Origin of the sequence: Brevibacterium epidermidis NBRC 14811 (assembly GCF_001570805.1) — a bacterium.
Lineage (GTDB): Bacteria > Actinomycetota > Actinomycetes > Actinomycetales > Brevibacteriaceae > Brevibacterium > Brevibacterium epidermidis.
Window position 1 is genome coordinate 1 of sequence record NZ_BCSJ01000014.1, and the last position, 26,191, is coordinate 26,191.

The window sequence follows — 26,191 nt, forward strand, 5'->3', positions numbered from 1 at the left end:
ATGAATGTTGAAAGGCCGCTTGGGTTCGGCTTCCCCTCCGAACCGCAAGCGGCCGCGCGCCGTAGCGCGCACGTTCAATACTACACAACTATTTCTGTACCGCGGTACTCGAAACGAAGATTTCTGACGGAAATCTCAGCAGTCTCAGGATCCGGTCACGCGCACGCTCCGCGACGTTCAGTCGGCGAAGTCGTCAGGGGTCGGTTCGCGGGTCTGCCCGGACTGCAGCAGCGCATCGGCACGCAGCGAATCGATCGCGGCTTCGAAGTCCTCGAGCGAGTCGAATCCCTGGTACACGCTGGCAAACCGCAGGTAGGCGACCTGGTCGAGTTCGCGCAACGGGTCGAGGATCGACAAACCCACTTCGTCGGCGTCGATCTCCGCGATTCCGCGCGACCGGATGTTCTCTTCCACCCGCTGTGCGAGCTTCGCAAGATCATCGTCGCTGACCGGACGGCCCTGGCAGGCCTTGCGCACACCCGACATGATCTTCTGACGGGAGAACTCCTCTGTGACGCCGGAGCGTTTGATCACCGACAGGCTCGTGGCCTCCATCGTGGTGAAGCGGCGACCGCAGTGACGGCACTGCCGGCGCCTGCGGATCGCGGCTCCGTCTTCGCTGGTCCTCGAATCGACGACCCGCGAATCGGACTCACGGCAGAACGGACAGCGCATCTCTACTCCTCGAACCTGATGTCGACAGCACGGCCGTGGGCCGGAAGCTGTTCGCTGGCGGCGAGAACACCGATGTGTTCGGCCACCTCGTGAAGGGCCGCCCGATCATAGTCGATGACCTGGCTGACCTTGATGAATGAGTGCACACCCAGACCCGAACCGTGAGCGGCAGTGCCCATCGTGGGCAGCACGTGGTTCGACCCGGCACAGTAGTCGCCCAGCGACACCGGAGCCCAATCGCCGAGGAAGACCGCTCCCCCGTTCGTGATCCGTGCCCCGACCGATGCGGCATCGGCCGTGTGGACCTCGACGTGCTCACCGGCATATCCGTTGACGACGGCGATCCCGGCATCGAGGTCGTCGACGAGGACGATCGCCGACTGCCGTCCGGCCAGAGCCGTGGCGATCCGTTCGGTGTGCATCGCCTCAGGCACCTGCACGTCCAACTCCTTCTGCACCGCTTCGGCGAGTTCGACTGAGTCGGTGACCAGCACCGAGGCGGCCAGTTCGTCGTGCTCCGCCTGACTGATGAGGTCGGCGGCGACGAAGCGCGGGTCGGCCTGATCGTCGGCGAGGACGATGATCTCCGTGGGTCCGGCGACCGCGTCGATGCCGACCCGGGAGCGCACGAGGGACTTAGCTGCGGCCACATAGGCGTTTCCGGGGCCGGTGATGAGGTCGACGGGCTCGAGTTCCTCATCGTCGTCGAAGCCATATGCCAGGGCGCCGATCGCCTGTGCTCCACCCATCGCCCAGACCTCATCGATGCCGAGGATGTGGGCAGTGGCGAGCACGGTCGGGTGGGGAAGACCATTGCTCTGCGGCGGGCTGGCGATCGCCAGCGAGTGTGCACCGGCGGTCTGCGCGGGCACGACGTTCATGATCACCGTCGACGGGTATACGGCCAGTCCGCCTGGCACATAGAGTCCGACGCGCTCGACCGGCAGGTGGCGGGTGGTGACGAAAGCACCGGAGGCCAATTCCGTGCGGACGTCGACGGGGCGCTGATCGGCGGCGACCTTCCGGGCGCGGTCGATGGACTCGACGAGCGCAGCCCTGATCGCGGGATCGAGTTCCGCCGCGGCCTCTGCCAGTGCGGATTCAGGCACGCGCAGGGCTTCGGGACGCACTCCGTCGAAGCGTTCGGTGAAGTCCTTCACCGCGGCCGCTCCCCCGCCGGCGACGGTGTCGAGCAGCTCGGCCACCCGTCGTTCGATATCGGCATGGGTCTCGGCGGCCCGAGGCAGCTTCTGCGCCAGGAATCGCTTATTGAGGGTCTCACCACGGAAGTCCAGAATGTTCACCCGCACCATTCTAGTCTCCGCAGCAAGAGGTGAGTCCCCCGGCCCGAAGTGCGGACGGCCTCAGACGCTGAAGCAGCGGGAGCCCAGCAGCGCCTTGAGATCTCCGTAGAGGCTCGGATTCGGATCGACCCGGATCGACCGATCAAGACGCATCACCGTCTGCCGACCCGGCTGAGACAGGATGATATGGACGTCCGTCTGCCCCTTGTTGGATTCGAGGATCCGTTTGAGCTTCGTCGCCATGTCCTCGGTCGCCTTCTCCATCGGCATGATGAGGTTGAGCGGCCGGTCATTGGGGTCGGTGACATCGGGAATCGTCATCGACATCGCCATCAGTGAGGTCGGCCGGTCATCGGAGGTGCGGATGCGACCGGTCAGCGAGATCACGAGGTCGGTGGCAAGCAGGCTCGCCACCGGTTCGTAGGTGTCGCCGAAGAACATCACTTCGATCTCGGCTTCGAGGTCCTCCAAAGTCACGATCGCATAGGGACGACCGGAGTTCTTCGACACCTTGCGGGTGACCTGCGTGATCATTCCGCAGACCTTGATCTGGGATCCGTCGTGGCGATGCGATTCCGGATCGACCACCTCGGCGATGGAGGCATCGGATTCCGCGGCCAACACACCTTCGAGACCGTTGAGCGGGTGATCAGAGACGTAGAGGCCGATCATGTCGCGCTCGAAAGACAGCTTCTCCTTCTTCTCCCATTCCGGACGGTCGGGAATGGTCACGGAGAAGCCGGGTGAGTCGTCGTCCCCGCCGAGCCCGGCGAAGAGGTCGAACTGTCCGTTGGCTTCCTGCCTCTTGACGCCGATGACCGAGTCGACGGCCTCCTCGTGGACTTCGACGAGTGAGCGGCGGCTATGGCCGAGCGAGTCGAAGCCGCCGGCCTTGATGAGCGATTCGATGGTGCGCTTGTTGCACACGTGGCTGGGCACCTTGTCGAGGAAGTCCGTGAACGAGGTGTAGGCGCCCTTCTCTCCGCGGGCTTCGACGATGCCTTCGACGACATGGGCGCCGACGTTGCGGACCGCTCCCATGCCGAAGCGGATATCGGTGCCGACAGGGGTGAAGTGGAGCGCGGATTCGTTGACGTCCGGGGGCAGCACGGTGATGCCGAGGCGACGGCACTCGTTGAGGTAGATCGCGAGCTTGTCCTTATTGTCACCGACCGAGGTCAGCAGGGCCGCCATGTATTCGGCCGTGTAGTGGGCCTTGAGGTATGCGGTCCAGTAGGACACGACGCCGTAGGCGGCCGAGTGCGCCTTGTTGAACGCGTAGTCCGAGAACGGCAGCAGGATGTCCCACAGTGCTTGGGCGGCACCTTCGGAGAAGCCGCGTTCCTTCATTCCGCCGAAGAAGCCGACCTGCTGTTTGTCGAGCTCGGACTTCTTCTTCTTGCCCATCGCACGGCGGAGGATGTCGGCTTGGCCGAGGGAGTATCCGGCGACCTTCTGCGCGATCGCCATCACCTGCTCCTGGTAGATGATGAGGCCGTAGGTGGTGTCGAGGATGTCCTTGAGCGGCTCCTCGAGCTCCGGGTGGATCGGGGTGACCTCTTGGAGCCCGTTCTTGCGCAGCGCATAGTTCGTATGCGAATCTGCACCCATCGGACCGGGCCGGTAGAGCGCCAGGGTCGCGGAGATATCCTCGAAGTTATCAGGCTTCATCATCCGCAGCAGGGCGCGCAGACCGCCGCCGTCGAGCTGGAACACGCCGAGGGTGTCACCGCGAGTCAGCAGCTCATACGCCGCCGGATCGTCGAGGCTCAGATGCTCGAGATCGAGATCATAGTCCCGGTTGGCTTTGATGTTCTCCACTGCGTCGGAGATGATCGTGAGGTTTCGCAGTCCCAGGAAGTCCATCTTGATGAGCCCGAGGCCCTCAGAGGTCGGATAGTCGAACTGGGTGATGACCTGACCGTCCTGGAACCGGCGCATGATCGGGATGACGTCGATGATCGGGTCCGAGGACATGATGACACCGGCGGCGTGGACGCCCCATTGCCGCTTCAGCCCTTCGAGGCCCTTCGCGGTTTCGAAGGTTTCTCGGGCCTCCGGGTCGGTGTCGACGAGTTCGCGGAACTCGCCGGCTTCCTTATAGCGCTTGGACTGCGTGTCCTCGATGTCCTTGAGCGGAATGTCCTTGGCCATCTCGGCCGGAGGCAGCGCCTTCGTCAGCCGCTCACCCATCGAGAAGGGTTTGCCGAGCACACGCGCGGAGTCCTTCAGCGCCATCTTCGTCTTGATCGTGCCGTAGGTGACGATCATCGCGACACGCTCATCGCCGTACTTCTCGGTCACATAGTCGATGACCTCGGAGCGGCGACGATCATCGAAGTCGACGTCGAAGTCGGGCATGGACACACGGTCCGGGTTGAGGAAGCGCTCGAAGAACAGTCCGTGCTGCAGCGGATCGAGGTCGGTGATGCGCATCGCGTAGGCGACCATGGAACCGGCACCCGAACCACGGCCGGGTCCGACGCGGATCCCGTTGTCCTTCGACCAGTTGATGAAGTCGGCGACGACGAGGAAGTAGCCGGGGAAGCCCATCGAGATGATGATGTCGAGCTCGTAGTCGGCTTGCTTGCGGACTTCGTCGGGAACGCCGTTGGGGTAGCGGTAGTCGAGTCCCTTGGCGACTTCCTTGATCAGCCATGAGGTCTCGTCCTCACCGGGAGGGCACGGGAACTTCGGCATGTAGTTCGCCGAGGTATCGAAGGAGACTTCGCACTTCTCGGCGATCTCGAGGGTGTTGTCGCAGGCTTCGGGGAATTCCTTGAACAGCGACCGCATCTCTGCGGGCGTCTTGAGGTAGTAGCCGGAGCCGGAGAAGGCGAACCGCGAACCGCCCTGATCGTAGGTGGGTTCGATGAGTTTGGAACCGGATTGGATGGCCAGCAGCGCTTCGTGCGCCTTCGCATCCGATTCGTGCGTGTAGTGGAGGTCGTTGGTGGCGACCAGCGGAATGTCGAGTTCCTTCGACAGTCGGATGAGGTCCTTCGTCACCCGCTTCTCGATGGACAGACCGTGGTCCATGAGTTCGACGTAGTAGTTCTCCTTGCCGAAGATCTCACGGTATTTCCCGGCAGCCGCTTTGGCCTCTTCGTACTGCCCCAGACGCAGCCGCACCTGAATCTCTCCGGACGGGCAGCCGGTCGTGGCGATGAGTCCCTCGGAATAGCTTTCGAGCAGCTCCTGGTCCAGCCGGGGCCACTTCGCGGTCACCGAGTCCAGGGAGGCGTAGGAGGAGGCCTTGAACAGGTTCCGCATGCCCGTGTTGTTCCGAGACAGCAGGGTCATATGTGTGTAGAGACCACCGCCGGAGAGGTCGTCGCTCTTCTGCGATTCGTCGGTACGCCACTTCACGCGCGTCTTGTCCCGACGGTCCGTGCCGGGGGTGACATAGGCTTCGACACCGATGATGGGCTTGATTCCGGCGGCGGTCGCCTGGGACCAGAAGTCGAAGGCTCCGAACAGGTATCCGTGGTCGGTCGTGGCGATCGCGGACATTCCCGATGCCTTCGTCGCGGCCATCAGATCGGCGAGGCGGGCCGCACCGTCCAACATGGAGTATTCGGTATGGACGTGGAGGTGGACGAAGTCCTCATTCGGCACTGGGCGCCGCCTTCCTGAAGTTGCCGGTGTTGCCTATCCAGCTTAGTCCATCAGCATCTGAGGAGAGGGGTTTCGGGACTGTTGTTCCCGGCACTTCGGCCCGGCCCAGACAGCGCCGGGCACCGGGATCAGTTCGGTCGGATGCGGTCGAGCGCGATCTGCAGATCCTCGGGGTAGCCGCTTTCGAATTCAACCCACTTCTGCGTGTCGGGATGTTGGAAGCCCAGTTTGACGGCGTGCAGCCACTGGCGTTCCAGACCGAGTTCCTTCGCCAGCACCGGATCGGCGCCGTAGGGCAGATCGCCGACGCAGGGATGTTTGGTGGCGGAGAAGTGGACGCGGATCTGGTGGGTGCGTCCGGTCTCCAGATGAATCTCGACGAGGGCGGCACGACGGTGGGCTTCGATCACTTCGTAGTGGGTGATCGCGTTCTTGCCTTCGGTGCGCACCGCGTAGAGCCCGTCGTGCTTCGGGTGCCGGGCGATCGGTGCGTCGATGGTGCCGAGCACAGGATCGGGCAGCCCCTGCACGACCGCGTGGTAGGTCTTCTCGACAGTGCGTTCCTTGAAGGCGCGTTTGAGGACGCTGTAGGCGTATTCGCTCTTCGCCACGACCATCAGCCCGGAGGTTCCGACGTCGAGGCGCTGCACGATGCCCTGACGTTCGGGGGCGCCGGAGGTCGCGATGCGGAAGCCCGCTGCGGCGAGTCCGCCGACGACGGTGCGTCCGGTCCAGCCGAGAGCCGGGTGGGCTGCCACGCCGACGGGCTTGTCGACGACGACGAAGGCATCCTCGTCGTGGACGATGCGCATTCCCGGCACGGGGTCGGGAACGACCTCGAGCGGCTTCTTGGGTTCGGGCATCATGATGTCCAGTCGTTCGCCGGCGATGACACGATCGGATTTGATGACCGGACGCCCGGACATCTCCACTCCCCCGTCGGCGCAGATATCGGCGGCCGCAGTGCGGGAGAGGCCGAGCAGCTTCGACATCGCAGCGTCGACGCGCTGGCCGTCGAGTCCTTCGGGGACGAGGATGGAGCGTTCAGTCATAAGAGTCCTCTTTCACACGGGTGGAGTCGGAGCCGTCGATGTCGATGCCTCTGAGGCTGACGATGACGAGGGTCACTGCGGCTGCAGAGATCGCGATGTCCGCGACGTTGCAGATGAACAGCGACAGATCGATGAAGTCGACGACGGCGCCGTGCAGAAATGCGGGTTCGCGGAAGAGCCTGTCGACGAGGTTGCCGAAGAGTCCGCCCAGGAGCAGACCGAGCCCGATCGCCCAGGCTCGCGAACCGAGTTTGCGGGAGATCACGAGGATCGCGACGAAGACTCCGATGGCGATGATCGGGAAGATCCACGTCACGCTCGAGCCGATGCCGAGCGCGGCTCCGGGATTGCGGTAGAAGGTGAATCCGGCCAGAGAGCCGATCACCGGCACGGGCGGTTGGCCCTCGAGGAGGCTCACGGCGAGGAATTTGGTGAACTGATCGATCACGACCACGATTGCCGCGATTGTGAACAGCAGGGCCATCATGGCGGCACGGGGTCTTTTCACCCGTGAGGCAGGATCGTTCATTTGGTTCATTCTAGACCACAGCCGAATGGGTCCGACTCAGCCCTGTGCTCGTTCAGCGTGCGAACACGACGGAGGCCCGGGTACTCCGAAGAGTTCCCGGACCTCGGTCGGTGGTACTTGAAGATCAGAGCTTGTGGTTCGAGGAACCGCCCAGAGGGTTGTTCCCGTCGAGGGTCTCCGGAGCCAGGCTCGTGGAGTTCTCGAGGTCACGCAGCTGATCGTTGAGGTAGCTCTTGAGTCGAGTGCGGTACTGGCGCTCGAAGTTCGAGAGCTGGTCGATCGAACGCTCGAGGGTCGACTTCTGCGATTCGAGGGTCGACAGCGTTTCGTCGCGCTTGGTTTCGGCCTTGCCGACGATGTCGGCAGCTTCCTTCTCGGCGCTCTTGATGAGTTCGTCGCGCTTGCGCTCACCTTCAGCAACATGCTCGTCGTGGACGCGCTGAGCCAGAGCGATGAGACCATGAGCGTCTCCGTCGCCACCGGCTGCGGCAGCACCGAGACCGGCGCCTGCTGCTCCACCGGCAGCACCGGCGGCCATCGCGGGTGCGGCAGAGTTGTTGTCCTGCGGAGCGGGAGCGGCTTCCTTGACGACCGGAGCCGGGGTCTCTTCGACCGGTGCCGGAGCAGCAGGTGCCTCGGCCGGAGCCGCAGCCTCTTCCTTCTCTTCGGGTGCAGGAACTGCGGCGGGCATCGCCTGAGTGGCGTCGATGTCCTGAGCCGGTGCAGCGGAGGCGCCGCCGGCTTCGAGTTCCTTCACACGCTGTTCGGCGGTGGAGAGCTTCTGACGCAGTTCGTCGTTCTCCTGGTAGAGACGGCGAATCTCAACGACGACCTCATCAAGGAAATCGTCGACTTCGTCCTGGTCGTACCCGTCGCGGAACTTCACATGCTGGAACCGCTTGTTTACTACGTCTTCAGGCGTGAGCGCCATGAGGTCACCTTCGGTCGATCTACATTCATTACGCTGCCGCCCAGAAGGACGGCTTCAACGTCACATTAGCGTAACACCTGCAGTTTTGTCCCGCAGTAATGGCGTGTCTCGCATTCAATGACGAAGTTTTACGCATTCGAGGCTAACAACTCGGACAGGCAAACAGCCAATTCTGGTGAGCATATTCACCATTTATCCGGTATTCACTCAATGAAATCCCGCTAATCGGCCGACTCATTATTCAGGCAGATCCCGGCACCCGATCACAGTGATCAGTCAGCCGAGATCACTGTCAGGACGGGGATCAGGCGGAAGCGTGCGAGAGGTTGAAGAACACCGACGCGATGATCTGGATGCCGATGAGCAGGACGATGAATCCCAGATCGAGCGAGACCTGTCCCAGACGCAGCGGCGGAATGATCTTACGCAGCAGCTTCAGCGGCGGATCGGTGAGCGTGTACACGATCTCGGCGAGGACGAGGAGGAAGCCGGTGGGCCTCCAGTCGCGGGAGAACACCTGGACCAGGTCGAGCACGACTCGCGCCAGGAGCACGTAGACGTAAAGGCTCAGCGCTGTACCGAGGATGTAGAAGATGATGGCCACGTGGGTCCCCCGCGCCTTTCGTTGTTGCTTGAGTTCCGACGCTTCAGCCTAGCGGTTCCAGCTGAGGACGAGTTGAGAGATTCGGAAGTCGCGTTCAGCTCTGGTTGAAGAAGCTGGCCTGAGTGTCCGAATCGGCTTCGTTCTCGCCCGCGACTTCGATGTTCTCGGGGGTCAGCAGGAACACCTTGTTCGTGACGCGCTCGATCGACCCGTGCAGGCCGAAGATGAGGCCGGCGGAGAAGTCGACGAGGCGCTTGGAGTTGTTCTCGTCCATCTCCGAGAGGTTCATGATCACGGGGGTGCCCTCACGGAAGGCGGCGCCGATGACCATGGCGTCGTTGTAGCTGCGGGGGTGGATGGTCCTGATGCGATTCATTGAGGTTCCTGGCGCCGGAGTGTCTACGGGACGGATCGGTGACGGATGGATCGGTGTCACCGGTGCCGGAGTCCGTTCCTCCGCCGCTGCCGGTTCGTCGTACTCGTCGGCGTCATCGAAGGACTCGACGACCTCGCGGTCCCGGTGGTTGGGTTCACGACGGTCGGTGTGCTGGGTGGTCTCGTCCTCTTCTTCGACGAAACCCAGGTATTCCAGCGTCTTCTTGATTGCTGACATGTCTAAAGCTCCTCGGACTTCGGCACTTGCTCACCTGTCGCCCAAACTATCGCACGCGAGCATCTAGGCTGGTGAGTCCTATGGGTGTGTCGCGGTCTTTTCTTCCTGCAGCCAGATGATCCCGGCGAACCGTCCCGTCCGCTTCTGCCTGCGGTAGGAGAAGAGGTCCTCGGATTCCTTCGTGCAGGTGCGCGAGAAATGATCGATGGTCACATCGGCCCGGCGCAGCTGTTCGGCCACGGCTCCGGCAACGTCGAGTGCCGGTGTGCCGGTCACCGACACCGAGGCGGCCGTGGGCTCGATCGCCGCGACCTCGCTTCTCAGCTCGGCCGGGACCTCGTAGCAGCGGGGGCAGACAGAGGGTCCGATGACCGCGTGGATGTTCTTGGCACCGGCTTCGCGCATTGCCGCGACCGTATTGCCGACGACTCCCGCTGCCATCCCCGGGCGTCCCGCGTGGACGGCGGCGATGACACCGGCGTCGGCATCGGCGAGCATGACCGGCGTGCAGTCGGCGACCATGATCGCCAGTCCGAGCCCGGGCACGGTCGTCAGCTGGGCGTCGGCTTCGACCGGCGCCTGCCGCAGCTGCGCTTCGTCGCTGATGGTGTGCACGTCGGTTCCGTGCACTTGGGAGACGAACGAGAGCCGCTCTCCGCTCAGGCCGATGACCTGAGCGAGAGCGGCTCGGTTGGCTGCGACGAGTTCGTCATCGTCTCCGACGTGGCGGGCGAGGTTGAACGAGGAGAAGTCCCCGCTCGAGTAACCGCCGTGCCGATCGGTGAAGGCGACGTGGGCGGTGCGCCCGCCCGGGATGACGAACCTCGAGCGCAGCATATTACTTGAGGAAGTCCGGGATATCGAGGTCGGAGTCGAAGTTCGAGCAGCTGCGCTCACCCGGCAGCGAGGCGGGAATCTGGTGTTCCTCGCTGCGTCGCGGAGCGGCTGCCGGTTCTTCGGCTTCCGGGGTCTCGGTTTCGGGCTCGGCGACGACGGGCGACTCGGATTCGGTCTCCGCCGGAGCTGCTGCCGGGATCGGGGCAGGAATCTGGTCGGATCCGGCGGTCTCCGCGTTCGGCGAAGTGTTGTCGAATCCAGCGGCGATGACAGTCACGCGGCATTCGTCGCCGATGTTGTCGTCGATGACGGCACCGAAGATGATGTTCGCCTCGGGGTGCGCGGCCTCCTGGACCAGGCGTGCGGCCTCATTGACTTCGAAGAGTCCGAGGTCTCCACCACCGGTGATGCAGAAGAGCACTCCGTGCGCTCCGTCGATGCTGGCTTCCAGCAGCGGGGAGGCGATGGCGGATTCGGCAGCCTGCACGGCACGGTCGTCACCGGTGGCGGCGCCGATGCCCATGAGCGCGGTTCCGGCATCCTGCATGACCGACTTCACGTCGGCGAAGTCGAGGTTGATCAGGCCCGGGACCGAGATGAGGTCGGTGATGCCCTGAACACCGGAGCGCAGGACCTCATCGGCGGAGCGGAATGCTTCGACGACGGAGACGCTGCGGTCGGAGATCGAGAGCAGACGGTCGTTCGGGATGACGATGAGGGTGTCGACCTCTTCGCGCAGGGCCGCGATTCCGGCTTCCGCCTGCGCGGAACGACGACGTCCCTCGAAGGTGAATGGGCGGGTGACGACACCGATGGTCAGTGCGCCGAGCGAACGGGCCACACGGGCCACGACAGGGGCTGCGCCGGTTCCCGTGCCGCCGCCTTCGCCGGCGGTGACGAAGACCATGTCCGCACCTTCGAGGGCATCGCGGATGGCGTCTTCGGAGGATTCTGCGGCCTTCTTGCCGATCTCAGGGTCGGCACCGGCGCCGAGTCCGCGGGTCTGGTCGCGGCCGATCTCGAGCTTGACATCGGCGTCCGAGAGGACCAGCGCCTGGGCATCGGTGTTGATTGCGATGAACTCCACGCCGCGCAGGCCGACGTCGATCATCCTCTGCACAGCGTTGACACCGCCGCCGCCGGTTCCGGCAACCTTGATATCCGCTCCGGATTGTGGGAATTCAGCCAAGTCGGTTCCTCGTCTCAAGCGCTTCGGTCACGCAGGGTCTGCGTGTGCAATCGGTCTGTGTTCTCTGCCCTGAGGCTATTGGGCGGGACAACATCACTGCAACCATTCTCCCCGGAGTGTCGGGCTTCGGCCAAACTTCATTCCCGGTGTGTCGGGGCCAAACGGAGGCAATAGTGGCGCCTCCGAGGTCGGGGTCTGAACCGGAGGGCGCAACAACGTGCAAGCCCGGGAGTCGCAGGCTCAGTCCGTCACGGGCACCGAGGGCACGGAGACATCGATCTCCGTGCGGCCTTCGGCGGCGAGTTGGGCTGCGGTGCGCACCTTGAGACTGGAATCCGAGGAATCGCCGAAGACGACCTTGGCTTTCTGCTTTCCGGTGTCGAGGGTGCCCTTGAGGCTCATGGCGTCCTTGGCTTCGATCGTCACGAGCTGACGGCGCAGCTCCGGTCGCAGTTCGCCCATGAAGCGGATGACCGCGGATACGGTCTCTCTGTCCGGTTGGTGCCCGCCGCCGTTGAGCAAGGTGAGCTTCTTGGGTGCTTTGTCGACCGTTCCGAGGTCGACGGCTTCGGAGTCATAGAGCCTGAAGCCGGATTCGCCTTCGATCGCGATGACTGGAGTGCGATCCGTGATTGTGATCTTCAGAGACCTGGGCCCGGAGTAGTGCACGGAGGCCGCTTCTGCCTTCGGGAACTCCTTCAGCACGGAGTCCTCGACCGTGCCGGGGCGCACCTGTGGCAGCGGGGTGCCGCCCTGTTCGTCGAGCACGAAGCTGCTGACCTCGTCGGTGTCGACCAACTGACTGCCGCTGACCTGGACCTTCTGCAGAGACAGCAGGGGTGAGAACCAAGCGACGGCGACGAGGGCGATGAGGGCAATCACGATGCCGACGGCGATGAGGCGGCGACGCCAGGTCTGCCGGCGGCGCGCTCGGATGACTCCGGTGAGGTCCGCGGTGGAGTTGTCACCGGCCTGGGCCGGGGGAAGCGGCGCCATGGGCCTCAGCCCTCCAGTGCGCTCAGCAGCTCGGGTCCGAGGATCGTCACGTCACCGGCTCCGACGGTGAGCACGAGGTCTCCGGGCTGCACACGGGCGGCGACGAAGGGGACCGCCTCGGCGAAGGACTCGAGGAAGGTCACGTTCTCGTGCGGGACCCGATCGGCGATGAGCGCACCGGTGACTCCGGGCACGGGATCTTCGCGTGCGGGGAAGACGTCGAGGACGACGACCTCGTCGGCAAGGCCGAGGGCCTGTCCGAACTCCTCACGGAATTCCATCGTCCGCGAGTACAGGTGCGGCTGGAAGATCGCCCAGACTCGTCCTCCGTCGGTGACGACTCCGCGGGCGGCGCTGAGCACGGCGCGCACCTCGGTGGGGTGGTGGGCGTAGTCGTCGATGACGCGGACTCCGGCCGCGATTCCGCGTTCCTCGAAGCGGCGGCGGGTCCCTCCGTAGCCGGCGAGTCCGGTGGCCGCGCGTTCGACATCGGCGCCGAGGCTGTGCGCCACGGCGATGGCGGCGGTGGCGTTGAGTGCGTTGTGCATTCCCGGCTGCCGCAGTTCGACCCGCAGCTCTTCGTCCCGGTCGGGCAGGTCGAGGACGAAGGTCGAGCCGATTCCGGAGTCGAGGTCGCGGAGCACGACGTCGGCGCCCTCGGAGGTGCCGTAGAGGACGACGTCGGCGCCCTGGCTGCGGGAGTGCAGGGCGACATCGTGGGATCCCGGGTCGTCGGCGCAGGCAATGATCGTTCCGCCCCGTGTCTGGATGCCGTCGCAGAATTCGATGAAGGCTTCGCGCACCTTCTCCGGGGTCCCGTAGTGGTCGAGGTGGTCGGCTTCGACGTTCGTGAGGATGCCGATGGCCGGTTCGTAGAGGAGGAACGATCCGTCGGATTCGTCGGCTTCGGCGACGAAGACGTCGCCGGTGCCCAGGTGGGCGTTCGTGCCCGTCGTCGACAGCACTCCCCCGATGACGAAGGACGGATCGACTCCGCAGGCCTGCAGCGCAACGGTGGTCATCGACGTGGTCGTGGTCTTCCCATGCGTGCCGGCCACGGCCACGGCCCGCCGGTCGACCATGAGCGAGGCGAGAGCTCCGGAGCGGTGCAGGATGCGCAGTCCCCGACGCTGGGCTTCGACGAGCTCGGGGTTGTCCTTGCGGATGGCCGAGGAGATGACGAGCGTATCGGCCTCGCCGAGGTTGTCCGCCGAATGCCCGATCATCACCGTGGCGCCCAGGGTCCGCAGCACGTCGACGACGTTGGATTCCTTCGCATCCGATCCGGAGACTTCGACTCCATTCATGACCATGATCCGAGCGATTCCGGACATTCCCGAACCGCCGATCCCGATGAAGTGGACGGCTCCGAGTTCGCCGACGGGAACGATGTTCGCGGGGCTCGTGTTCGCAGAGGTCATGTTCAGCCTTCCAGCGCGCGGTTGACGATGGCGGCCATGCGGGCCGCGGCATCGGTGGGGTAGTTCAGCTGCAGTGCCGCTTCGCTCATCTGCGCGAGTCGGGACTCGTCGGCGAGCAGCGGCAGGATGGTGTCGACGACCGTCGACGGTGAGAATTCGGCGTTGTCGACCATGAGGGAGGCCCCGGCCGAGACGCTGCCGGAGGCGTTGAGGCGCTGTTCGCCGTTGCCGATGGCCAGGGGCACGTAGAGGGCCGGGACTCCGGCGACCGTGGCTTCGGAGACAGTGGCGGCTCCGGAGCGGGCGACGAGCAGATCCGCGACCGCATAGGCCCGGTGCATTCCGTCGACATAGTCCACGACGTGGTAGTCGGGCAGTTCGGCCGCGACCTCGCGCAGCGCGTCGCCCTTTCCGGCTCCCGTGATGTGGAGGACCTGGATGCCTGCTTCCTGGCAGGCGGTCGCTGTGGCGAGGAAGGCTTCGTTGATCTTCTGCGCGCCGGAGGATCCGCCGGTCACGACGAGTACCGGGCGGTCATCGCGCAGCCCCAGATCGGCGCGGAATCCCGCACGCTGTCCTTCATCGCTGCGGTCGAGGTCTGTGATCTCCGTGGGCATGGGCATGCCGACGAGGGTCGAATTGCGCAGCTCGGTGTCCGGGAAGGTGATGCCGACGCGTCCGGATGTGGTCAGTCGGGCGCCGAGGCGGTTGGCCATTCCCGGCTTCGCGTTGGCTTCGTGGACGATGAGCGGGATCTTCGCCTGTTTGGCGGCGAGGAACGCCGGTGGGCACACGTATCCGCCGACGCCGACGACGGCATCGATGCTGCGGGAGGAGATGATCTGCTTGACGGCAGAGATGTTGCCGCGGAAGCGTCCCGGGAATTTCAGCAGGGCAGGGCTGATCGACCGGGGCATGGGCACCTTGTCGATGGTGAGCAGTTCGAACCCGGCGCGAGGAACGATATCGGCTTCGAGCCCGTCGGGGGTGCCCAGCGCCAAGACATCCCACTCGGGGTGCTGTCGACGCAGCTCACGGCCGATCGCCAGCATCGGCGAGATATGGCCGGTGGTGCCTCCACCGGCGAGGAGGATACTCGTCATCTCATTTCCTTTTCTTGCGGGCAAGCACGGCGAGGGAGGATCGCAGGCGATCCTTGTTGGCGGCAATGGCCGCCTCGGCGCCCGGCTCTGTGCGGGCGAACGACAGCACCACTCCGACTGCGAGGAGTGAGGCGATGATCGAGGAGCCGCCGTAGGACACGAACGGCAGCGGCAGGCCGATGACCGGCAGCAGTCCGGTGACGACGCCGATGTTGATTCCGGCCTGGCCGATGATGAGGGCGAAGAAGCCGGCGGTGGCGACCTGGACCATGAGGCTGTTCGAGCGCATCACCACGCGCACCATGCCGTATCCGAGGACGGCGAAGATGAGGATGACGACGAGGGTGCCGACGAGCCCCAGTTCCTCACCGATGATGGCGAAGATGAAGTCGTTGTGGGCTTCGGGCAGCCAGGACCATTTCTCACGGCTGGCGCCGAGTCCGACTCCCAGCCATCCGCCCGATGCCAGGGAGAACAGTCCGTGGTTGGACTGCCAGGCTTGGCCCATGGTGTCCGCTGCGCTCTGATCGGCGTGCCCGGTGAGCATCGCCTGGATGCGGTCGAGGCGGTTCTGGGAGCTGAGGACGAAGAAGGTGACGGCTGCGACCAGCACGCTGCCCAGCATCATGAAGTACTTCATCGGGAATCCGCCGACGAAGAGACAGACGGACGCCATGGCCATGATGACGAGTCCGGTGCCGAGGTCGTTGCCGGCGACGACGAGTCCGGCGGCAGCGAGGACACCGGGGACGATCGGGATCATGGCGTGGCCGAAGGTGTTCATCTTCCCGGCCTTCTTGGCGAGTATGAAGCCGAGCCACAGGGCGAGGGCGACCTTGAGGAACTCCGAGGGCTGGATCTGGAATCCGCCGAAGCCGATCCAGTTCGCATTGCCCTTCGTCTCTTTGCCGAGTCCTGGCGCGAAGACCAGAGCCTGCATGAAGAGTCCGCCGAGGATCGCGAACCACGCGGTCCGCTTCCAGAACTGCAGAGACATCCTGCTCGCCGCAAACATGATGACGAGGCCGACCCCGGCGAACATGGCCTGCTTGTTGAAGTAGGCGAACGAGGAGCCTGCTCCCCCGTCGTAGGAGGTGATCGATGAGGCGGAGAGCACCATGACCAGGCCCAGTCCCGTGAGCAGCACGACGCAGACGAGGATGAGGAAGTAGGTCGTCAGCGGATGAGCGGAGAGGCTGGCGATGTCACCGCGCAGATGATTCCAGGCGTTCCTGATCACCGAGGCGGGCTTCTGAGTGCTCTTGCTGGAGGCGCTCTTGCCGGGGGCGCTCTTCGCGGAGGCTCTCGCTGACTTCGTCACCGGCTTCTTCGCGCCTGCGGCCTTGGCCGCGGTGCCGCGCGAGACAGGTTTCGACGTGCCGGTGGCTGTCGGTCGTCTGACTGCGGTCTTCTTCGCCGAGGCGGATTTCGTGGCAGACGCTTTCGAGGCAGACACGGTGGTGCCGGGCTTCGCGGCAGGTGCCTTCGTGGCGGTCTTCACGCCCGATGGCTTCGTCGCAGCCGTCGCTCCGGCGTTCTGCGGCCGCGTCGGAGCGGAGGCGGAAACACTCGTCTTCGCTTGCTTGCGGCGGCGACGTTCATCCGCCTTCGCGGTGGTCTGCCGTCCCATCTCAGCGCTCCAGGAGCGTGTTGACGGCCTCGGTGAACAGTTCGCCGCGAGTGTTGTAGTTGAGGAACTGGTCCATGCTCGCGGCAGCGGGTGCCAGGAGAACCGTGTCTCCGGATTCGGCCAGCTGTGCGGCGGCGTCGACGGCGGCAGCGGCGACGGCCTCTCCGCGGCGCTTCGGGACTCCGGAGTCCACGGCCAGGGCCGGTTCGATCCTCACGACCTCGAGGTCGGGGATGGTCGCGGCGATGGCCTCGCGGAAGGCCGAGTCGTCTTCGCCGATGAGCACGAGTGCTTTCAGTCGGTCGCGGTGGTCGGCGAACAGCGAAGTGAAGTCGGCGCCCTTGGGCAGTCCCCCGGCGATCCAGATGATCGAGTCGAAGGCGGCCAGGGAGGCATTCGCGGCGTGCGTGTTCGTCGCCTTCGAATCGTCGACCCAGCGGATGCCGTCCGCTTCGGCGACGGTGACCATGCGGTGTGCGCCGAGCGAGTGGCTGCGCAGTCCTGCGGAGATCGCCTGACCGGGCACGTCGATTGCGCGCGCCAGGCAGGCGGCGGCCAGTGCATTGGCGATCTGGTGCGGGGCGGGTCGCGAACCTGCGACTCCGGTGGCGGCTGCCACATCGTCGAGGGAGGCGAGTTCTGCGGCCGATGAGTAGCGCTGCGGGATGAAGGCCCGGTCGACCAGCAGGTCCTCGACGACGCCGAGTTCGCCGGGGTGAGGTACGCCGCCGGTGAAGCCGATGGCCTTGGCCCCTTCGATGACGTCGGCGTCCTCGACCATGTGCAGAGTCACTTCGTCGGCGCTGTTGTACACGCAGGCGAGCTTCGCATTGTGGAAGATCTTCGCCTTGTCCGCAACATAGGCTTCGGCGCTGCCGTGCCAGTCGAGGTGGTCGGGTGCGATGTTGAGGACTGCCGCGGCGTCGGCGCTCATCGACTCCTGCCAATGCAGCTGGAAGCTCGAGAGTTCGATCGCGAGGACTTCGAGTCCGGGTTCGAGCACCGCTTCGAGCAACGGAGTGCCGATGTTTCCGCAGGCCTTCGCCTTGAGTCCGGCGGCCAGCAGCATCGACTCGAGCATCGTGGTGGTCGTCGTCTTGCCGTTGGTGCCCGTGATGGCCAGCCATTTCGCGTCGTTGGTGCCGCGGATCCGCCACGCGAGTTCGACTTCGCCGATGACGGGGATACCGGCTTCCGCGGCCGCTGCGAGCACGGGCTGGTCGGGACGCCATCCGGGTGAGGTGACGACGAGGTCGAGTTCGCCTTCGGGCAGAGCCTCGACGTGTTCGGGTCCGCGTCGGATGTCGACGTCGAAGACCTCGAGGATCTGCGCCTTCTCGCTGACATCGGCGGTGGCGTCACCGTCGATGACGATGACGTCGGCTCCGCGTTCGCCGAGGTGGACGGCGGCGGGGAATCCGGTCACGCCGAGTCCGGTGACGAGGATGCGCAGTCCGGCCAGGGAGGAGCTCGGTCCGCTCAGCGCGGTCGGGATCTCCTTGGTAGCGGTGGGTTCATCAGCCAATGCGCGCCACCCAATCGGCGTAGAACAGGCAGATTCCGGCGATGACGAAGAGGGCCGCGATGATCCAGAATCTCACCACGATCGTCACTTCCGCCCAGCCCTTGAGCTCGAAGTGGTGTTGGAGCGGTGCCATGCGGAACACGCGTTTGCCGGTGGTCTTGAAGGACGCGACCTGAATGATCACCGACAGGGTGATGATGACGAAGAGTCCGCCGAGGACGATGAGCAGCAGTTCGGTGCGCGACATGATCGCCAGTCCGGCGAAGGCGCCGCCGATGGCCAGCGAACCGGTGTCGCCCATGAAGATCTTCGCGGGCGAGGTGTTGAACCACAGGAAGCCGAAGCAGGCTGCGGCCATGGCCCCGGCGACCATTGCGAGGTCGCGGGGGTCGCGCATGTAGTAGCAGGCGTTCGTGGCCTCGGACATGAGGTTGCAGTTCTGGGTCGACTGCCAGGTGCCGATGACGACATAGGCGGCGAAGACGACCACCGAGGCGCCCGCGGCCAGACCGTCGAGACCGTCGGTGAGGTTCACCGCGTTCGAAACGGCGGTGACGATGAGGTTCGCCCAGATGACGAACAGGATGAGGCCGAGGATCGCCGATCCGAACGCGAGGTCGAGGTTCGTGTCGCGGATGAACGAGATCTTCGTCGACGCAGGGGTCTCGCCGAAGGAGTTCGGGAACTGCAGGGCGAGGACGGCGAACGAGATTCCGACGAAGGCCTGGCCGATGAGCTTCGGCACCGGACGCAGACCCAGCGACCGCTGCTTCTTGATCTTGATGAAGTCGTCGAGGAACCCGACGACTGCCAGACCCGCAGCCAGCCACAGGACGAGCAGACCCGATGCGGTGGGCACAGAACCGGTGAACAGGTGTCCGAGCAGGTAGGCGAGCACGGCGGCGCCGATGATGACGACACCGCCCATGGTCGGGGTACCGCGCTTCGTCGCGTGCGAGGTCGGACCGTCGTCACGGACGAACTGGCCGTACCCCTTCTTGACGAGCACCCGGATGAACAGCGGGGTGCCGACGAGGGCGAAGATGAGAGCCAGGCAGGCTGCGAGCAGTACGGCAATCATTGGGCCCCCGATACTCCGGCGATTTCGTCTCCCAGGTACCGCAGACCGGCGTCGCGGGAGGATTTGAACAGAACGATGTCGCCGGGAGCGAGTTCGGCGTTCAGGAGATCCTTGGCCTCGGACGCGGTGGCGACCCAGGCCGCCTCGTTGCCCCAGGAGCCCTCGAGGTTCGCAGCGTTGAAGATCGGCTTGGCGCCCTCTCCCACGACGATGGTGCGAGTGATATTGAGGCGCACGACGAGCTCGCCGATGGCCGAGTGCGCGGACACCGATTCGTCACCGAGTTCGAGCATCTCGCCGAGCACGGCGAAGGTGCGTCGCGGGCTGGTCTCCTCGTCGCCGCGGCCCATCGAGGCCAGGGTCTTCAGCGAGGCCCGCATGGATTCGGGGTTCGCATTATAGGCGTCATTGAGCACTGTCACGCCCGACGGCGAATCGATGAGCTCCATCCGCCAGCGGCTGGCCGCCGAGGAGGTCGACAGAGTCGTGACGATCGACTTCGTCGTGACTCCGCAGGCGTGGGCGATGGCAGCTGCCGCCAGAGCGTTGCCGACGTGGTGTTCGCCGATGAGCGCCAGGCGCACATCCCGCGGCTCCTCACCGGGCAGGGTGAGGGTGAACGTCGGGTGGCCGGAGGAATCCGTGGACACTGAGGTGCCGCGCACGACGCGGTCGTCTTCTCCGACCCACTCGGGCAGGGACTCGCGCTGTGAGAACCACAGCGTGGACACGTCGGGGGCGAGGACCTCGCGCATCGCGGACACGCGGGTGTCGTCGGCGTTGAGCACGGCGGTGGACCCGGCGGTCAGGGACTCGACGAGTTCGGCCTTGGCCCGAGCGGTGTTCTCGATCGAACCGAAGACTCCGGAGTGGGCGGTGCCCACGGCGAGCTCGACGGCGATATCGGGTCGGATGAGGCTGGTCAGGTAGGCGAGGTTGCCGATCGACCGGGCTCCCATCTCGAGGACGAGGAAGCGGGTGGACTCGACCGCCCGCAGCGCCGTCAGCGGAACACCGACCTCGTTGTTGTACGAGTTCGGCGGCCACACGGTCTCGGCCTCCCCGGAGAGGAGATCGGCGGCGAGGTCCTTCACCGTGGTCTTGCCCACGGATCCGGTGATCGCGATGACGGTGAGCTCACCGTCTGCGCGCAGGCCTTCGATGCTGTGCTTGGCCAGCTGGCCGAGCGCTTCGGTGGCATCGGCGACGACGACGACCGGCAGCGGTTCGTCGTCGAGGGTGGGGACGGATTCGCCGATGATCAGGGCCGCTCCCGCCTCGACGGCGGCGGCGGCGAATTCGATGCCGTCGAAGCTCTCGCCTCGGCGGGCGACGTAGATATCGCCGGGTCCGACTTCTCTCGAGTCGGTCACCACACCGGCGGTCAATGGGATCTCGGGGTCGATGCCGTACAACTCGCCGCTCAGGGCGGTTGCGATTTCGGCTGCAGTCAGTCGCTTCATATCATCTGTGAACTTTACCTGGTTGTTCGCCGCCCAGTCGCATGGACAGCGCTGAGCGTGTCCTGGCCCGGTCGTCGAAATCGGTGACCGTGGTGCCCACGGTCTGGCCTGTCTCATGCCCCTTGCCCGCGATCAGCACGGTCGCGCGGGGGTCTGCTTCCGCAATCGCCTCATCGATGGCGGCACCGCGATCGGGCACCTCGATGATCTTTTTCACACGGGCGCGGCCCGCATCCACCTCGGCGTCGATTCCCTGCCTGATGGCGGCGCGGATGGTGTCGGGATCCTCGGTGCGGGGATTGTCGTCGGTGAGAACGATCACATCGGCCTCACGTGCCGCAGCCTGTCCCATTCCGAAGCGTTTGCCGCGGTCACGGTCGCCTCCGGCTCCGAAGACGATGATGAGCTCATCGGAATCAGCGTGCAGGGTCGCCAAGGCCTTCGCGATCGCGTCGGGGGTGTGCGAATAGTCGACGATGGCCCGCGGCAGCAGCTCAGGGGGTGATTCCTCGAGGGCGCGAGGTCCGAGGACGTCGATGATCTCCATCCGTCCGGGCACCGTGGCCATGAAGCTGCGACCGATCGCGTCGATCTCTGCCGCGGGGATGCCCGATTCGATGAGCATCGAGGCCGCCAGGGCAGTGTTCGTGACGTTGAAGTCGCCGGGCAGCGGTGAGCGCAGGCGGATGCTCTGCCCGTCGTCGAGGTGGAGGACGAAGTCCGCCTCACCCGGGGTGTGTTCGATGCGCCACTGGCTGCGGTCGTCGCGTCCCAAGGTGCGCACCGGCACCTGTGCGGCCTCCGTCATCCGCTCGCCCCATTCGTCTTCGATGACGATGACTGCCTTGTCGGAGAACGTGCGTGTGAACAGCTGCGCCTTGGCCTCGAAGTACTCCTCCATCGTGTTGTGGAAGTCGAGGTGGTCTTGGGACAGGTTCGTGAATCCTGCGACGTTGAAGTGCGCCCCGTCGACGCGGTGCTGGCTGAGCGCGTGGGAGGAGACCTCCATCGAGCAGGTGTCGACCTCGGCCGTACGCATCTTCGCGAACAGGGCGTGCAGTTCGGGAGCTTCAGGTGTCGTTCGCACACTGGGCACGGTGTCGCCGGCGATGAGGATGGCGACCGTGCCGATCACGGCGGTGCGGTGGCCCAGCGCCGCGAGCATTCCGTCGGCCAGGTAGGTCGTCGTCGTCTTCCCGTTCGTTCCGGTGATTCCGATGAGATCCGGCACCGAGGTGGTCCCGTAGACGGCGGCGGAGACGAACCCGAGCACGGCGCGGGGTGCTTCGACGATGAGTGCGGTGACTCCGCCGAGCAGCTCCCTGTCGGATTCGTCCGTGCTGAGGGCATCCGAGATGAGCTGCCAGCCGGCGTCATCGGTGAGGATGGCAGTCACGCCAGCGCGGATCAGGTCGGGGGCGAACTTCGCACCGTGGACGTTCGCTCCCGGCAGGGCAGCGTAGAGCTGTCCGGGTGAGACCGCTCGCGAGTCATGGGAGACTCCGGTGACCTCTGTCTCGGGGTCTCCGTGGAGGGTGCCGGGTGCGATCGGCAGCAGCTGTGAAAAACGCATCATTTCCATTCTCGCGCAGGCAGGTCGGGCTTCTGCGTCGACGGTGGGATCTTCAGATGCCGCATGGCGAAGCCCGCGACGTCGGAGAAGACGGGGGCAGCGGCCTGTCCACCGTAGTAGCCGTTGCGTGGCCGCTGCAAAGTCACGGAGATCGCGAGCTCGGGGTCTTCGGCGGGCAGGACGCCGACGAAGGAAGCCGTGTATCCGTCGTAGCCTCCGCCTTCGGCAGCCGGTGCCTGTGCGGTGCCGGTCTTGCCGGCGACTCGGTAGCCCGAGACCTGGGCGGACTTGCCTGTGCCTTCGGCGACGACGCCCTCGAGCATCCGCAGGGTCTCGTCGGCGGCTTTCTCGCTGACGACGCGCTGCTTCTCTCCGGCCGGGGTCGAGATCGTACGTCCCTTCGGTGAGACCATGCCGTCGACCAGTCGCGACGGGACGTGGACTCCCCCGTTGGCGATGGTGGAGATGACGTCGGTGGTCTGGATCGCGTTCGCGGCCACACCCTGGCCGAACATCACGGTGTACTTCGTGCGTCCGTCCCACTCCTCGTACGGGTGCAGGATGCCTGAGGTCTCGGCGGGGAAACCAATGGCTGACTTCGAACCGAAGCCGAACTTCTTCATGTACTCATAACGCTGTGCCTCGGTGAGTTCCTTGCCGGCGAGGATGGTGCCGGTGTTCGAGGACTGGGCGAGGATTCCGGCGAAGGTGAGCTTCTCGTCGGGGTGTTCGTGGGAGTCGCGGAACTCTTCGTCGTTCGGCGCCTTCCACTTGTCAGGGACGGTGAATTCCTGTTCCGGAGTGACGAGTCCCTTGTCGAGCAGTGCGGCGGCGGTGACCATCTTCGCGGTCGAACCGGGTTCGAACATGTCGGTGAAGATGCGCGAGCCGCGGTCGGGTCCGTCGACCTTGCCTGGAGAGTTCGGGTCGACACTGGGAGCATCGGCGGCGGTGATGATGCGTCCGGTCTTGATCTCTTTGATGACGATCGACGCGGACTCGGCTTCGTGCTTCTTCCGCTGCTCTTCGATGGCCTGCTGAGCGTAGTACTGCATCGCGGGATCGATCGTCGTCTGCAGGCCTTCGCCGTCGACGGCGTCCTTCATGTTGTTGTCGCCGAGCGGAATGATCTCTCCGCGCGCACCGCGTTCGTACTGCTGCTGCCCGTCCTTGCCAGACAGCTGTTCGTCATAGGCCTTCTCCAGTCCGGCCTGGGCCGTGCCGTCCGAGCTGAGGAAGCCGACGAGGTTGCCGGCGACTCCGCCGGCGGGGTACGAACGCACGGCGTATTCTTCAGCGGAGATGCCGAGGACTTCGAGGTCCTTCACCTCACGCCAGGTCTCCGAAGTCAGGCCCTTGGCGACGGGGTTCCAGCGCTTGTCGCCGACGAGTTTCGGGTAGAGCAGACCTGGGTCGGTGTTGAGCGGCTTCGACAGGGCTTCGGCTGCGCCCCAGGCGCCGACGAGTTTGCCGTCGACTTCGTACTGGGCGACGTTCTGCTGGTCGACGACGAGCTGGTAGCGGGAGACGCTGTCGGCGAGCACGGTGCCGTCGGAGGCCAGGATCTGTCCGCGATCGGCGGGCAGGGTCTGAGTGACGAGGCGGTTCGACAGCGCTTTCTCCGCCAGCTTCATCGAATCCATGCCCTGGATCGACACGAGCCTGCAGGCGGTGATGAGGAGAGCGAGGACCGACAGTGCGGCGATGATGCCCATCCGCCAGCGCAGATTGGGGCCATCGCCCTTGCGCTTCCTCTTCAGTCGGGTCTTGGCTGAGCCCATTGCTCCGTCCTCGGTCCTTGGTGTGATCGGCGAATGTTTCGGTCAGGCCGTTCCCTGGTCCCGGTGAGCTCGGACTACTTCGGCGCCTCCTGGCTGGGAGCCGCCACGTCCTGGCTCGGGCTGCCCCCGACGACCGGGAGCTTCTCATCCGATCGTAGATTGGGTCGGAGGTCATCACGTGTATCGGCACGCGGGCCGGGCACCACTGTGGGCTCTTTCTCACCGCTGACGTCGATTCCGGGGGCGTCGATCATCTTCCCGGTCTTCGCATCGAGGAATTCCGGTGAGGAGTCGCGGACGAGGCCGAGCTCTTCGGCGGCCAGTGAGATGTTCTGTGGGGACTCGCGGTACGAGTTGTCCTCGACGAGGCGGTCCTTCTGTTCGGCCAGGGCTTCCTTCTCGCTCGTCAGCTGGTCGACCTTGTAGGAGGTGTTCGCGACGAAGATGTTGAGCAGGAGCACGGCCACGAGGGTGGCGAGGAGGATCCCCACGCACAGCATCGAAAACGGCAGACGGGACTTGGGCAGTTCGAACTTGAGCAGCCGCAGCTTCGCCCCGCCCTGCTGACCACCGGCCTCTTCGAGCCGGCGGGAGCGTTCGGTGAAGTGGGGCTGACCGGCGGTCGCCTGGGAATTCCTCACGATCGTGCCTCCCTGATCTTCTGCACTGCCCGCAGCCGGACGCTCGCCGCCCGCGGATTGTTCTCTGCTTCGTTCTCATCAGCCATTTCGGCGCCTCGGATGATCTCCTTCAGCCAGGGCTGGTGCTCTTCGGGCACGACCGGCAGGTCCGGCGGTGCCGAGGAGGTTGTGGCCGCCCGGAAGGTCTTCTTCACGATCGTGTCCTCCAGCGACTGGTAGGACTCGATGACGGCCACTCCCCCGAGGTGCAGCGCTTCCAGTGCCGCCGGCAGTGCGGTGCGCAGCACTCCGAGTTCGTCGTTGACCTCGATGCGCAGGGCCTGGAAGGTGCGTTTGGCGGGGTGGGACTTCTTCTTCGTCTGCGGGATGACTCGCGAGAGCATGGCTGCGAGCTGATCCGAGGTCTCCCATGGGGTGTCGGCCCGGTCGGTGACGATGATCTTCGCGATCTTGCCGGCCAGCTTCTCCTCGCCGTATTCGCGGAGGATGCGGCGCAGCTCGGATTCGGAGTAGGTCGCGAGTACCTTCGCGGCGGTGAGTTCCTGGGTGCGGTCCATGCGCATGTCGAGAGGCGCTGGCCGGGAGTAGGAGAATCCGCGTTCGTCTTCGTCGAGCTGCAGGGAGGACACTCCCAGGTCGAGCAGGATCGCGCTGATCTCGTCGATGCCGAGGTCGGCGAGGACGTCTGGAAGCTCGTCATCGACGGCGTGGACGATGTCGATGCGGTCAGCGAAGGGGGCCAGACGTTCGGTGGCAATGTCGATGGCCTGCAGGTCACGGTCGATGCCGACGAGGTGGACATCGTCGAAGGCCGTGAGCACCGCCTCGGCGTGCCCGCCCATTCCCAGGGTGCCGTCGACGACGACCGGGGTGATTCCGGCCTCCCGTGCGGCTTCGACTCCGACGCCGATGAGTTCGACCACGCGCGTCAGGAGCACCGGTACGTGCTGAGCTGTCATTCGTGGGTCCTTCATACGGGGGTGGTCGGAGGTGCGCTGCTGGAGCCAGAACCTTGACCGCCGTGGCCCTGCCACCGGGGAAGTGTGTCAGGACGTCCGAGCTTCGGAAACGGGGAAGTTCCCCGAAACTCGAGCACGGCGGGCAAGGATCAAACCCGAGCAGAATCAGATCACTCCGGGAATCACCTCCTCTTCGCGTTCGGCGAAGGCCTGCTGAGCGCCGACGAGGTAGTCCTCCCAGGTCGGTGCATCCCAGATCTCGACTCGGTTGCCCATGCCGATCACTGCGACTTCCCGATCAAGTGATGCGTACTGCCGCAATATGTTCGGGACCGTGATGCGTCCCTGTTTGTCCGGTTGATCCGCAAATGCCGCCGACAGGAACACGCGCTGGTAGTCGCGGGCTTCCTTATTCGTCTTCGGCGCGTTCTGGATTCGCGCGTGCTCGGCTTCGAACTCCGTGGTGGGGAACAGGGTGAGGCAGTTCTCCTGGCCACGGGTCAGAACGAGTCCGGGCGACAGCTCCTCGCGGAACTTTGCGGGCAGGATGAGGCGACCTTTGTCATCGAGCTTCTGCATATGAGTGCCCAAGAACATGTCGTCTCACCCCTTTCGAAACCCTTCGGCTCCGATAGCAACCACAGTACTCCACTTCCCTCCACGTAT

General features: G+C 64.9%; 22 protein-coding genes. All 22 read right to left on the minus strand.

The features are described from left to right. Nucleotides 1-177: 177 nt before the first annotated feature. The 22 genes from nrdR to mraZ all read right to left on the minus strand — a co-directional run bounded on the left by nrdR (nucleotide 178) and on the right by mraZ (nucleotide 26,122). Nucleotides 178-675 (minus strand): transcriptional regulator NrdR, encoded by a 498-nt coding sequence (gene nrdR, locus BEP01S_RS10750; protein ID WP_039208396.1) that lies wholly within the window; start codon nucleotides 673-675, stop codon nucleotides 178-180. A gap of 2 nt (nucleotides 676-677) precedes the next feature. Beyond that, the gene (hisD, locus tag BEP01S_RS10755; protein ID WP_039208394.1) at nucleotides 678-1,988 is read right to left on the minus strand and encodes a histidinol dehydrogenase; all 1,311 of its coding nucleotides are present in this window, start codon (nucleotides 1,986-1,988) and stop codon (nucleotides 678-680) included. A 51-nt stretch (nucleotides 1,989-2,039) separates the two neighbouring features. Continuing rightward, nucleotides 2,040-5,549 (minus strand): DNA polymerase III subunit alpha, encoded by a 3,510-nt coding sequence (gene dnaE / locus BEP01S_RS10760; protein WP_052239884.1) that lies wholly within the window; start codon nucleotides 5,547-5,549, stop codon nucleotides 2,040-2,042. Between the two features lie 176 nt (nucleotides 5,550-5,725). Continuing rightward, nucleotides 5,726-6,649, minus strand: a complete 924-nt coding sequence (locus BEP01S_RS10765) for an RluA family pseudouridine synthase (RefSeq protein WP_039208392.1) — start codon at nucleotides 6,647-6,649, stop codon at nucleotides 5,726-5,728. Continuing rightward, a complete protein-coding gene (locus BEP01S_RS10770; protein ID WP_062243064.1) occupies nucleotides 6,642-7,178 on the minus strand; it encodes a signal peptidase II in 537 nt (178 codons plus the stop codon). Before BEP01S_RS10770 ends, BEP01S_RS10765 begins: the two co-directional genes overlap by 8 nt. Before the next feature lie 124 nt (nucleotides 7,179-7,302). Beyond that, the gene (locus BEP01S_RS10775) at nucleotides 7,303-8,109 is read right to left on the minus strand and encodes a DivIVA domain-containing protein (protein ID WP_062243067.1); all 807 of its coding nucleotides are present in this window, start codon (nucleotides 8,107-8,109) and stop codon (nucleotides 7,303-7,305) included. A 304-nt stretch (nucleotides 8,110-8,413) separates the two neighbouring features. Continuing rightward, the gene (locus BEP01S_RS10780) at nucleotides 8,414-8,713 is read right to left on the minus strand and encodes a YggT family protein (protein ID WP_062243070.1); all 300 of its coding nucleotides are present in this window, start codon (nucleotides 8,711-8,713) and stop codon (nucleotides 8,414-8,416) included. A gap of 94 nt (nucleotides 8,714-8,807) precedes the next feature. Next, entirely contained in the window at nucleotides 8,808-9,326 is a 519-nt protein-coding gene (locus BEP01S_RS10785; RefSeq protein WP_062243073.1) for a cell division protein SepF, read from the minus strand. A gap of 78 nt (nucleotides 9,327-9,404) precedes the next feature. Beyond that, nucleotides 9,405-10,163, minus strand: a complete 759-nt coding sequence (gene pgeF / locus BEP01S_RS10790) for a peptidoglycan editing factor PgeF (protein ID WP_062243076.1) — start codon at nucleotides 10,161-10,163, stop codon at nucleotides 9,405-9,407. A 1-nt stretch (nucleotide 10,164) separates the two neighbouring features. Next, entirely contained in the window at nucleotides 10,165-11,352 is a 1,188-nt protein-coding gene (gene ftsZ / locus BEP01S_RS10795) for a cell division protein FtsZ (protein WP_062243079.1), read from the minus strand. A gap of 240 nt (nucleotides 11,353-11,592) precedes the next feature. Continuing rightward, nucleotides 11,593-12,348 (minus strand): cell division protein FtsQ/DivIB, encoded by a 756-nt coding sequence (locus BEP01S_RS10800; RefSeq protein ID WP_062243083.1) that lies wholly within the window; start codon nucleotides 12,346-12,348, stop codon nucleotides 11,593-11,595. Between the two features lie 5 nt (nucleotides 12,349-12,353). Next, nucleotides 12,354-13,769 carry a UDP-N-acetylmuramate--L-alanine ligase gene (gene murC / locus BEP01S_RS10805; RefSeq protein WP_062243087.1) on the minus strand — a complete coding sequence of 472 codons (1,416 nt, stop codon included), beginning with the start codon at nucleotides 13,767-13,769 and terminating at the stop codon, nucleotides 12,354-12,356. A gap of 2 nt (nucleotides 13,770-13,771) precedes the next feature. Beyond that, the gene (gene murG / locus BEP01S_RS10810) at nucleotides 13,772-14,872 is read right to left on the minus strand and encodes an undecaprenyldiphospho-muramoylpentapeptide beta-N-acetylglucosaminyltransferase (RefSeq protein ID WP_062243090.1); all 1,101 of its coding nucleotides are present in this window, start codon (nucleotides 14,870-14,872) and stop codon (nucleotides 13,772-13,774) included. 1 nt (nucleotide 14,873) lies between these two features. Beyond that, nucleotides 14,874-16,502: a putative lipid II flippase FtsW gene (ftsW, locus tag BEP01S_RS10815; RefSeq protein WP_062243094.1), complete on the minus strand. Its 1,629-nt coding sequence runs from the start codon at nucleotides 16,500-16,502 to the stop codon at nucleotides 14,874-14,876. A 1-nt stretch (nucleotide 16,503) separates the two neighbouring features. Further along, complete coding sequence (murD, locus tag BEP01S_RS10820) at nucleotides 16,504-18,027, minus strand: UDP-N-acetylmuramoyl-L-alanine--D-glutamate ligase (protein ID WP_083532659.1); 1,524 nt, start codon at nucleotides 18,025-18,027, stop codon at nucleotides 16,504-16,506. After that, nucleotides 18,020-19,108 (minus strand): phospho-N-acetylmuramoyl-pentapeptide-transferase, encoded by a 1,089-nt coding sequence (gene mraY / locus BEP01S_RS10825; protein WP_039208360.1) that lies wholly within the window; start codon nucleotides 19,106-19,108, stop codon nucleotides 18,020-18,022. Before mraY ends, murD begins: the two co-directional genes overlap by 8 nt. Continuing rightward, nucleotides 19,105-20,571, minus strand: a complete 1,467-nt coding sequence (locus BEP01S_RS10830) for a UDP-N-acetylmuramoyl-tripeptide--D-alanyl-D-alanine ligase (protein WP_062243097.1) — start codon at nucleotides 20,569-20,571, stop codon at nucleotides 19,105-19,107. The genes mraY and BEP01S_RS10830 overlap by 4 nt, the downstream gene beginning before the upstream one ends. Before the next feature lies 1 nt (nucleotide 20,572). Continuing rightward, on the minus strand, nucleotides 20,573-22,144 hold the full coding sequence (locus BEP01S_RS10835) for a UDP-N-acetylmuramoyl-L-alanyl-D-glutamate--2,6-diaminopimelate ligase (protein ID WP_083532660.1): 1,572 nt from the start codon (nucleotides 22,142-22,144) through the stop codon (nucleotides 20,573-20,575). After that, the gene (locus BEP01S_RS10840) at nucleotides 22,144-23,925 is read right to left on the minus strand and encodes a peptidoglycan D,D-transpeptidase FtsI family protein (RefSeq protein WP_062243103.1); all 1,782 of its coding nucleotides are present in this window, start codon (nucleotides 23,923-23,925) and stop codon (nucleotides 22,144-22,146) included. The genes BEP01S_RS10835 and BEP01S_RS10840 overlap by 1 nt, the downstream gene beginning before the upstream one ends. Before the next feature lie 74 nt (nucleotides 23,926-23,999). Beyond that, nucleotides 24,000-24,566 (minus strand): cell division protein FtsL, encoded by a 567-nt coding sequence (gene ftsL / locus BEP01S_RS10845; protein ID WP_039208352.1) that lies wholly within the window; start codon nucleotides 24,564-24,566, stop codon nucleotides 24,000-24,002. After that, nucleotides 24,563-25,525: a 16S rRNA (cytosine(1402)-N(4))-methyltransferase RsmH gene (rsmH, locus tag BEP01S_RS10850; RefSeq protein ID WP_083532661.1), complete on the minus strand. Its 963-nt coding sequence runs from the start codon at nucleotides 25,523-25,525 to the stop codon at nucleotides 24,563-24,565. The genes ftsL and rsmH overlap by 4 nt, the downstream gene beginning before the upstream one ends. 165 nt (nucleotides 25,526-25,690) lie before the next feature. Beyond that, the gene (mraZ, locus tag BEP01S_RS10855) at nucleotides 25,691-26,122 is read right to left on the minus strand and encodes a division/cell wall cluster transcriptional repressor MraZ (protein ID WP_039208349.1); all 432 of its coding nucleotides are present in this window, start codon (nucleotides 26,120-26,122) and stop codon (nucleotides 25,691-25,693) included. Nucleotides 26,123-26,191: the final 69 nt, after the last annotated feature.

Bases quoted from the DNA above. Each gene is read 5' to 3' on its own strand.
- nrdR (WP_039208396.1), bottom strand. From the start codon at position 675: ATGCGCTGTCCGTTCTGCCGTGAGTCCGATTCGCGGGTCGTCGATTCG.
- hisD (WP_039208394.1), bottom strand. From the start codon at position 1,988: ATGGTGCGGGTGAACATTCTGGACTTCCGTGGTGAGACCCTCAATAAG.
- dnaE (WP_052239884.1), bottom strand. From the start codon at position 5,549: ATGTTGGACGGTGCGGCCCGCCTCGCCGATCTGATGGCCGCGACGAAG.
- BEP01S_RS10765 (WP_039208392.1), bottom strand. From the start codon at position 6,649: ATGACTGAACGCTCCATCCTCGTCCCCGAAGGACTCGACGGCCAGCGC.
- BEP01S_RS10770 (WP_062243064.1), bottom strand. From the start codon at position 7,178: ATGAACGATCCTGCCTCACGGGTGAAAAGACCCCGTGCCGCCATGATG.
- BEP01S_RS10775 (WP_062243067.1), bottom strand. From the start codon at position 8,109: ATGGCGCTCACGCCTGAAGACGTAGTAAACAAGCGGTTCCAGCATGTG.
- BEP01S_RS10785 (WP_062243073.1), bottom strand. From the start codon at position 9,326: ATGTCAGCAATCAAGAAGACGCTGGAATACCTGGGTTTCGTCGAAGAA.
- pgeF (WP_062243076.1), bottom strand. From the start codon at position 10,163: ATGCTGCGCTCGAGGTTCGTCATCCCGGGCGGGCGCACCGCCCACGTC.
- BEP01S_RS10800 (WP_062243083.1), bottom strand. From the start codon at position 12,348: ATGGCGCCGCTTCCCCCGGCCCAGGCCGGTGACAACTCCACCGCGGAC.
- murC (WP_062243087.1), bottom strand. From the start codon at position 13,769: ATGACCTCTGCGAACACGAGCCCCGCGAACATCGTTCCCGTCGGCGAA.
- murG (WP_062243090.1), bottom strand. From the start codon at position 14,872: ATGACGAGTATCCTCCTCGCCGGTGGAGGCACCACCGGCCATATCTCG.
- ftsW (WP_062243094.1), bottom strand. From the start codon at position 16,502: ATGGGACGGCAGACCACCGCGAAGGCGGATGAACGTCGCCGCCGCAAG.
- mraY (WP_039208360.1), bottom strand. From the start codon at position 19,108: ATGATTGCCGTACTGCTCGCAGCCTGCCTGGCTCTCATCTTCGCCCTC.
- BEP01S_RS10830 (WP_062243097.1), bottom strand. From the start codon at position 20,571: ATGAAGCGACTGACTGCAGCCGAAATCGCAACCGCCCTGAGCGGCGAG.
- BEP01S_RS10835 (WP_083532660.1), bottom strand. From the start codon at position 22,144: ATGCGTTTTTCACAGCTGCTGCCGATCGCACCCGGCACCCTCCACGGA.
- BEP01S_RS10840 (WP_062243103.1), bottom strand. From the start codon at position 23,925: ATGGGCTCAGCCAAGACCCGACTGAAGAGGAAGCGCAAGGGCGATGGC.
- rsmH (WP_083532661.1), bottom strand. From the start codon at position 25,525: ATGACAGCTCAGCACGTACCGGTGCTCCTGACGCGCGTGGTCGAACTC.
- mraZ (WP_039208349.1), bottom strand. From the start codon at position 26,122: ATGTTCTTGGGCACTCATATGCAGAAGCTCGATGACAAAGGTCGCCTC.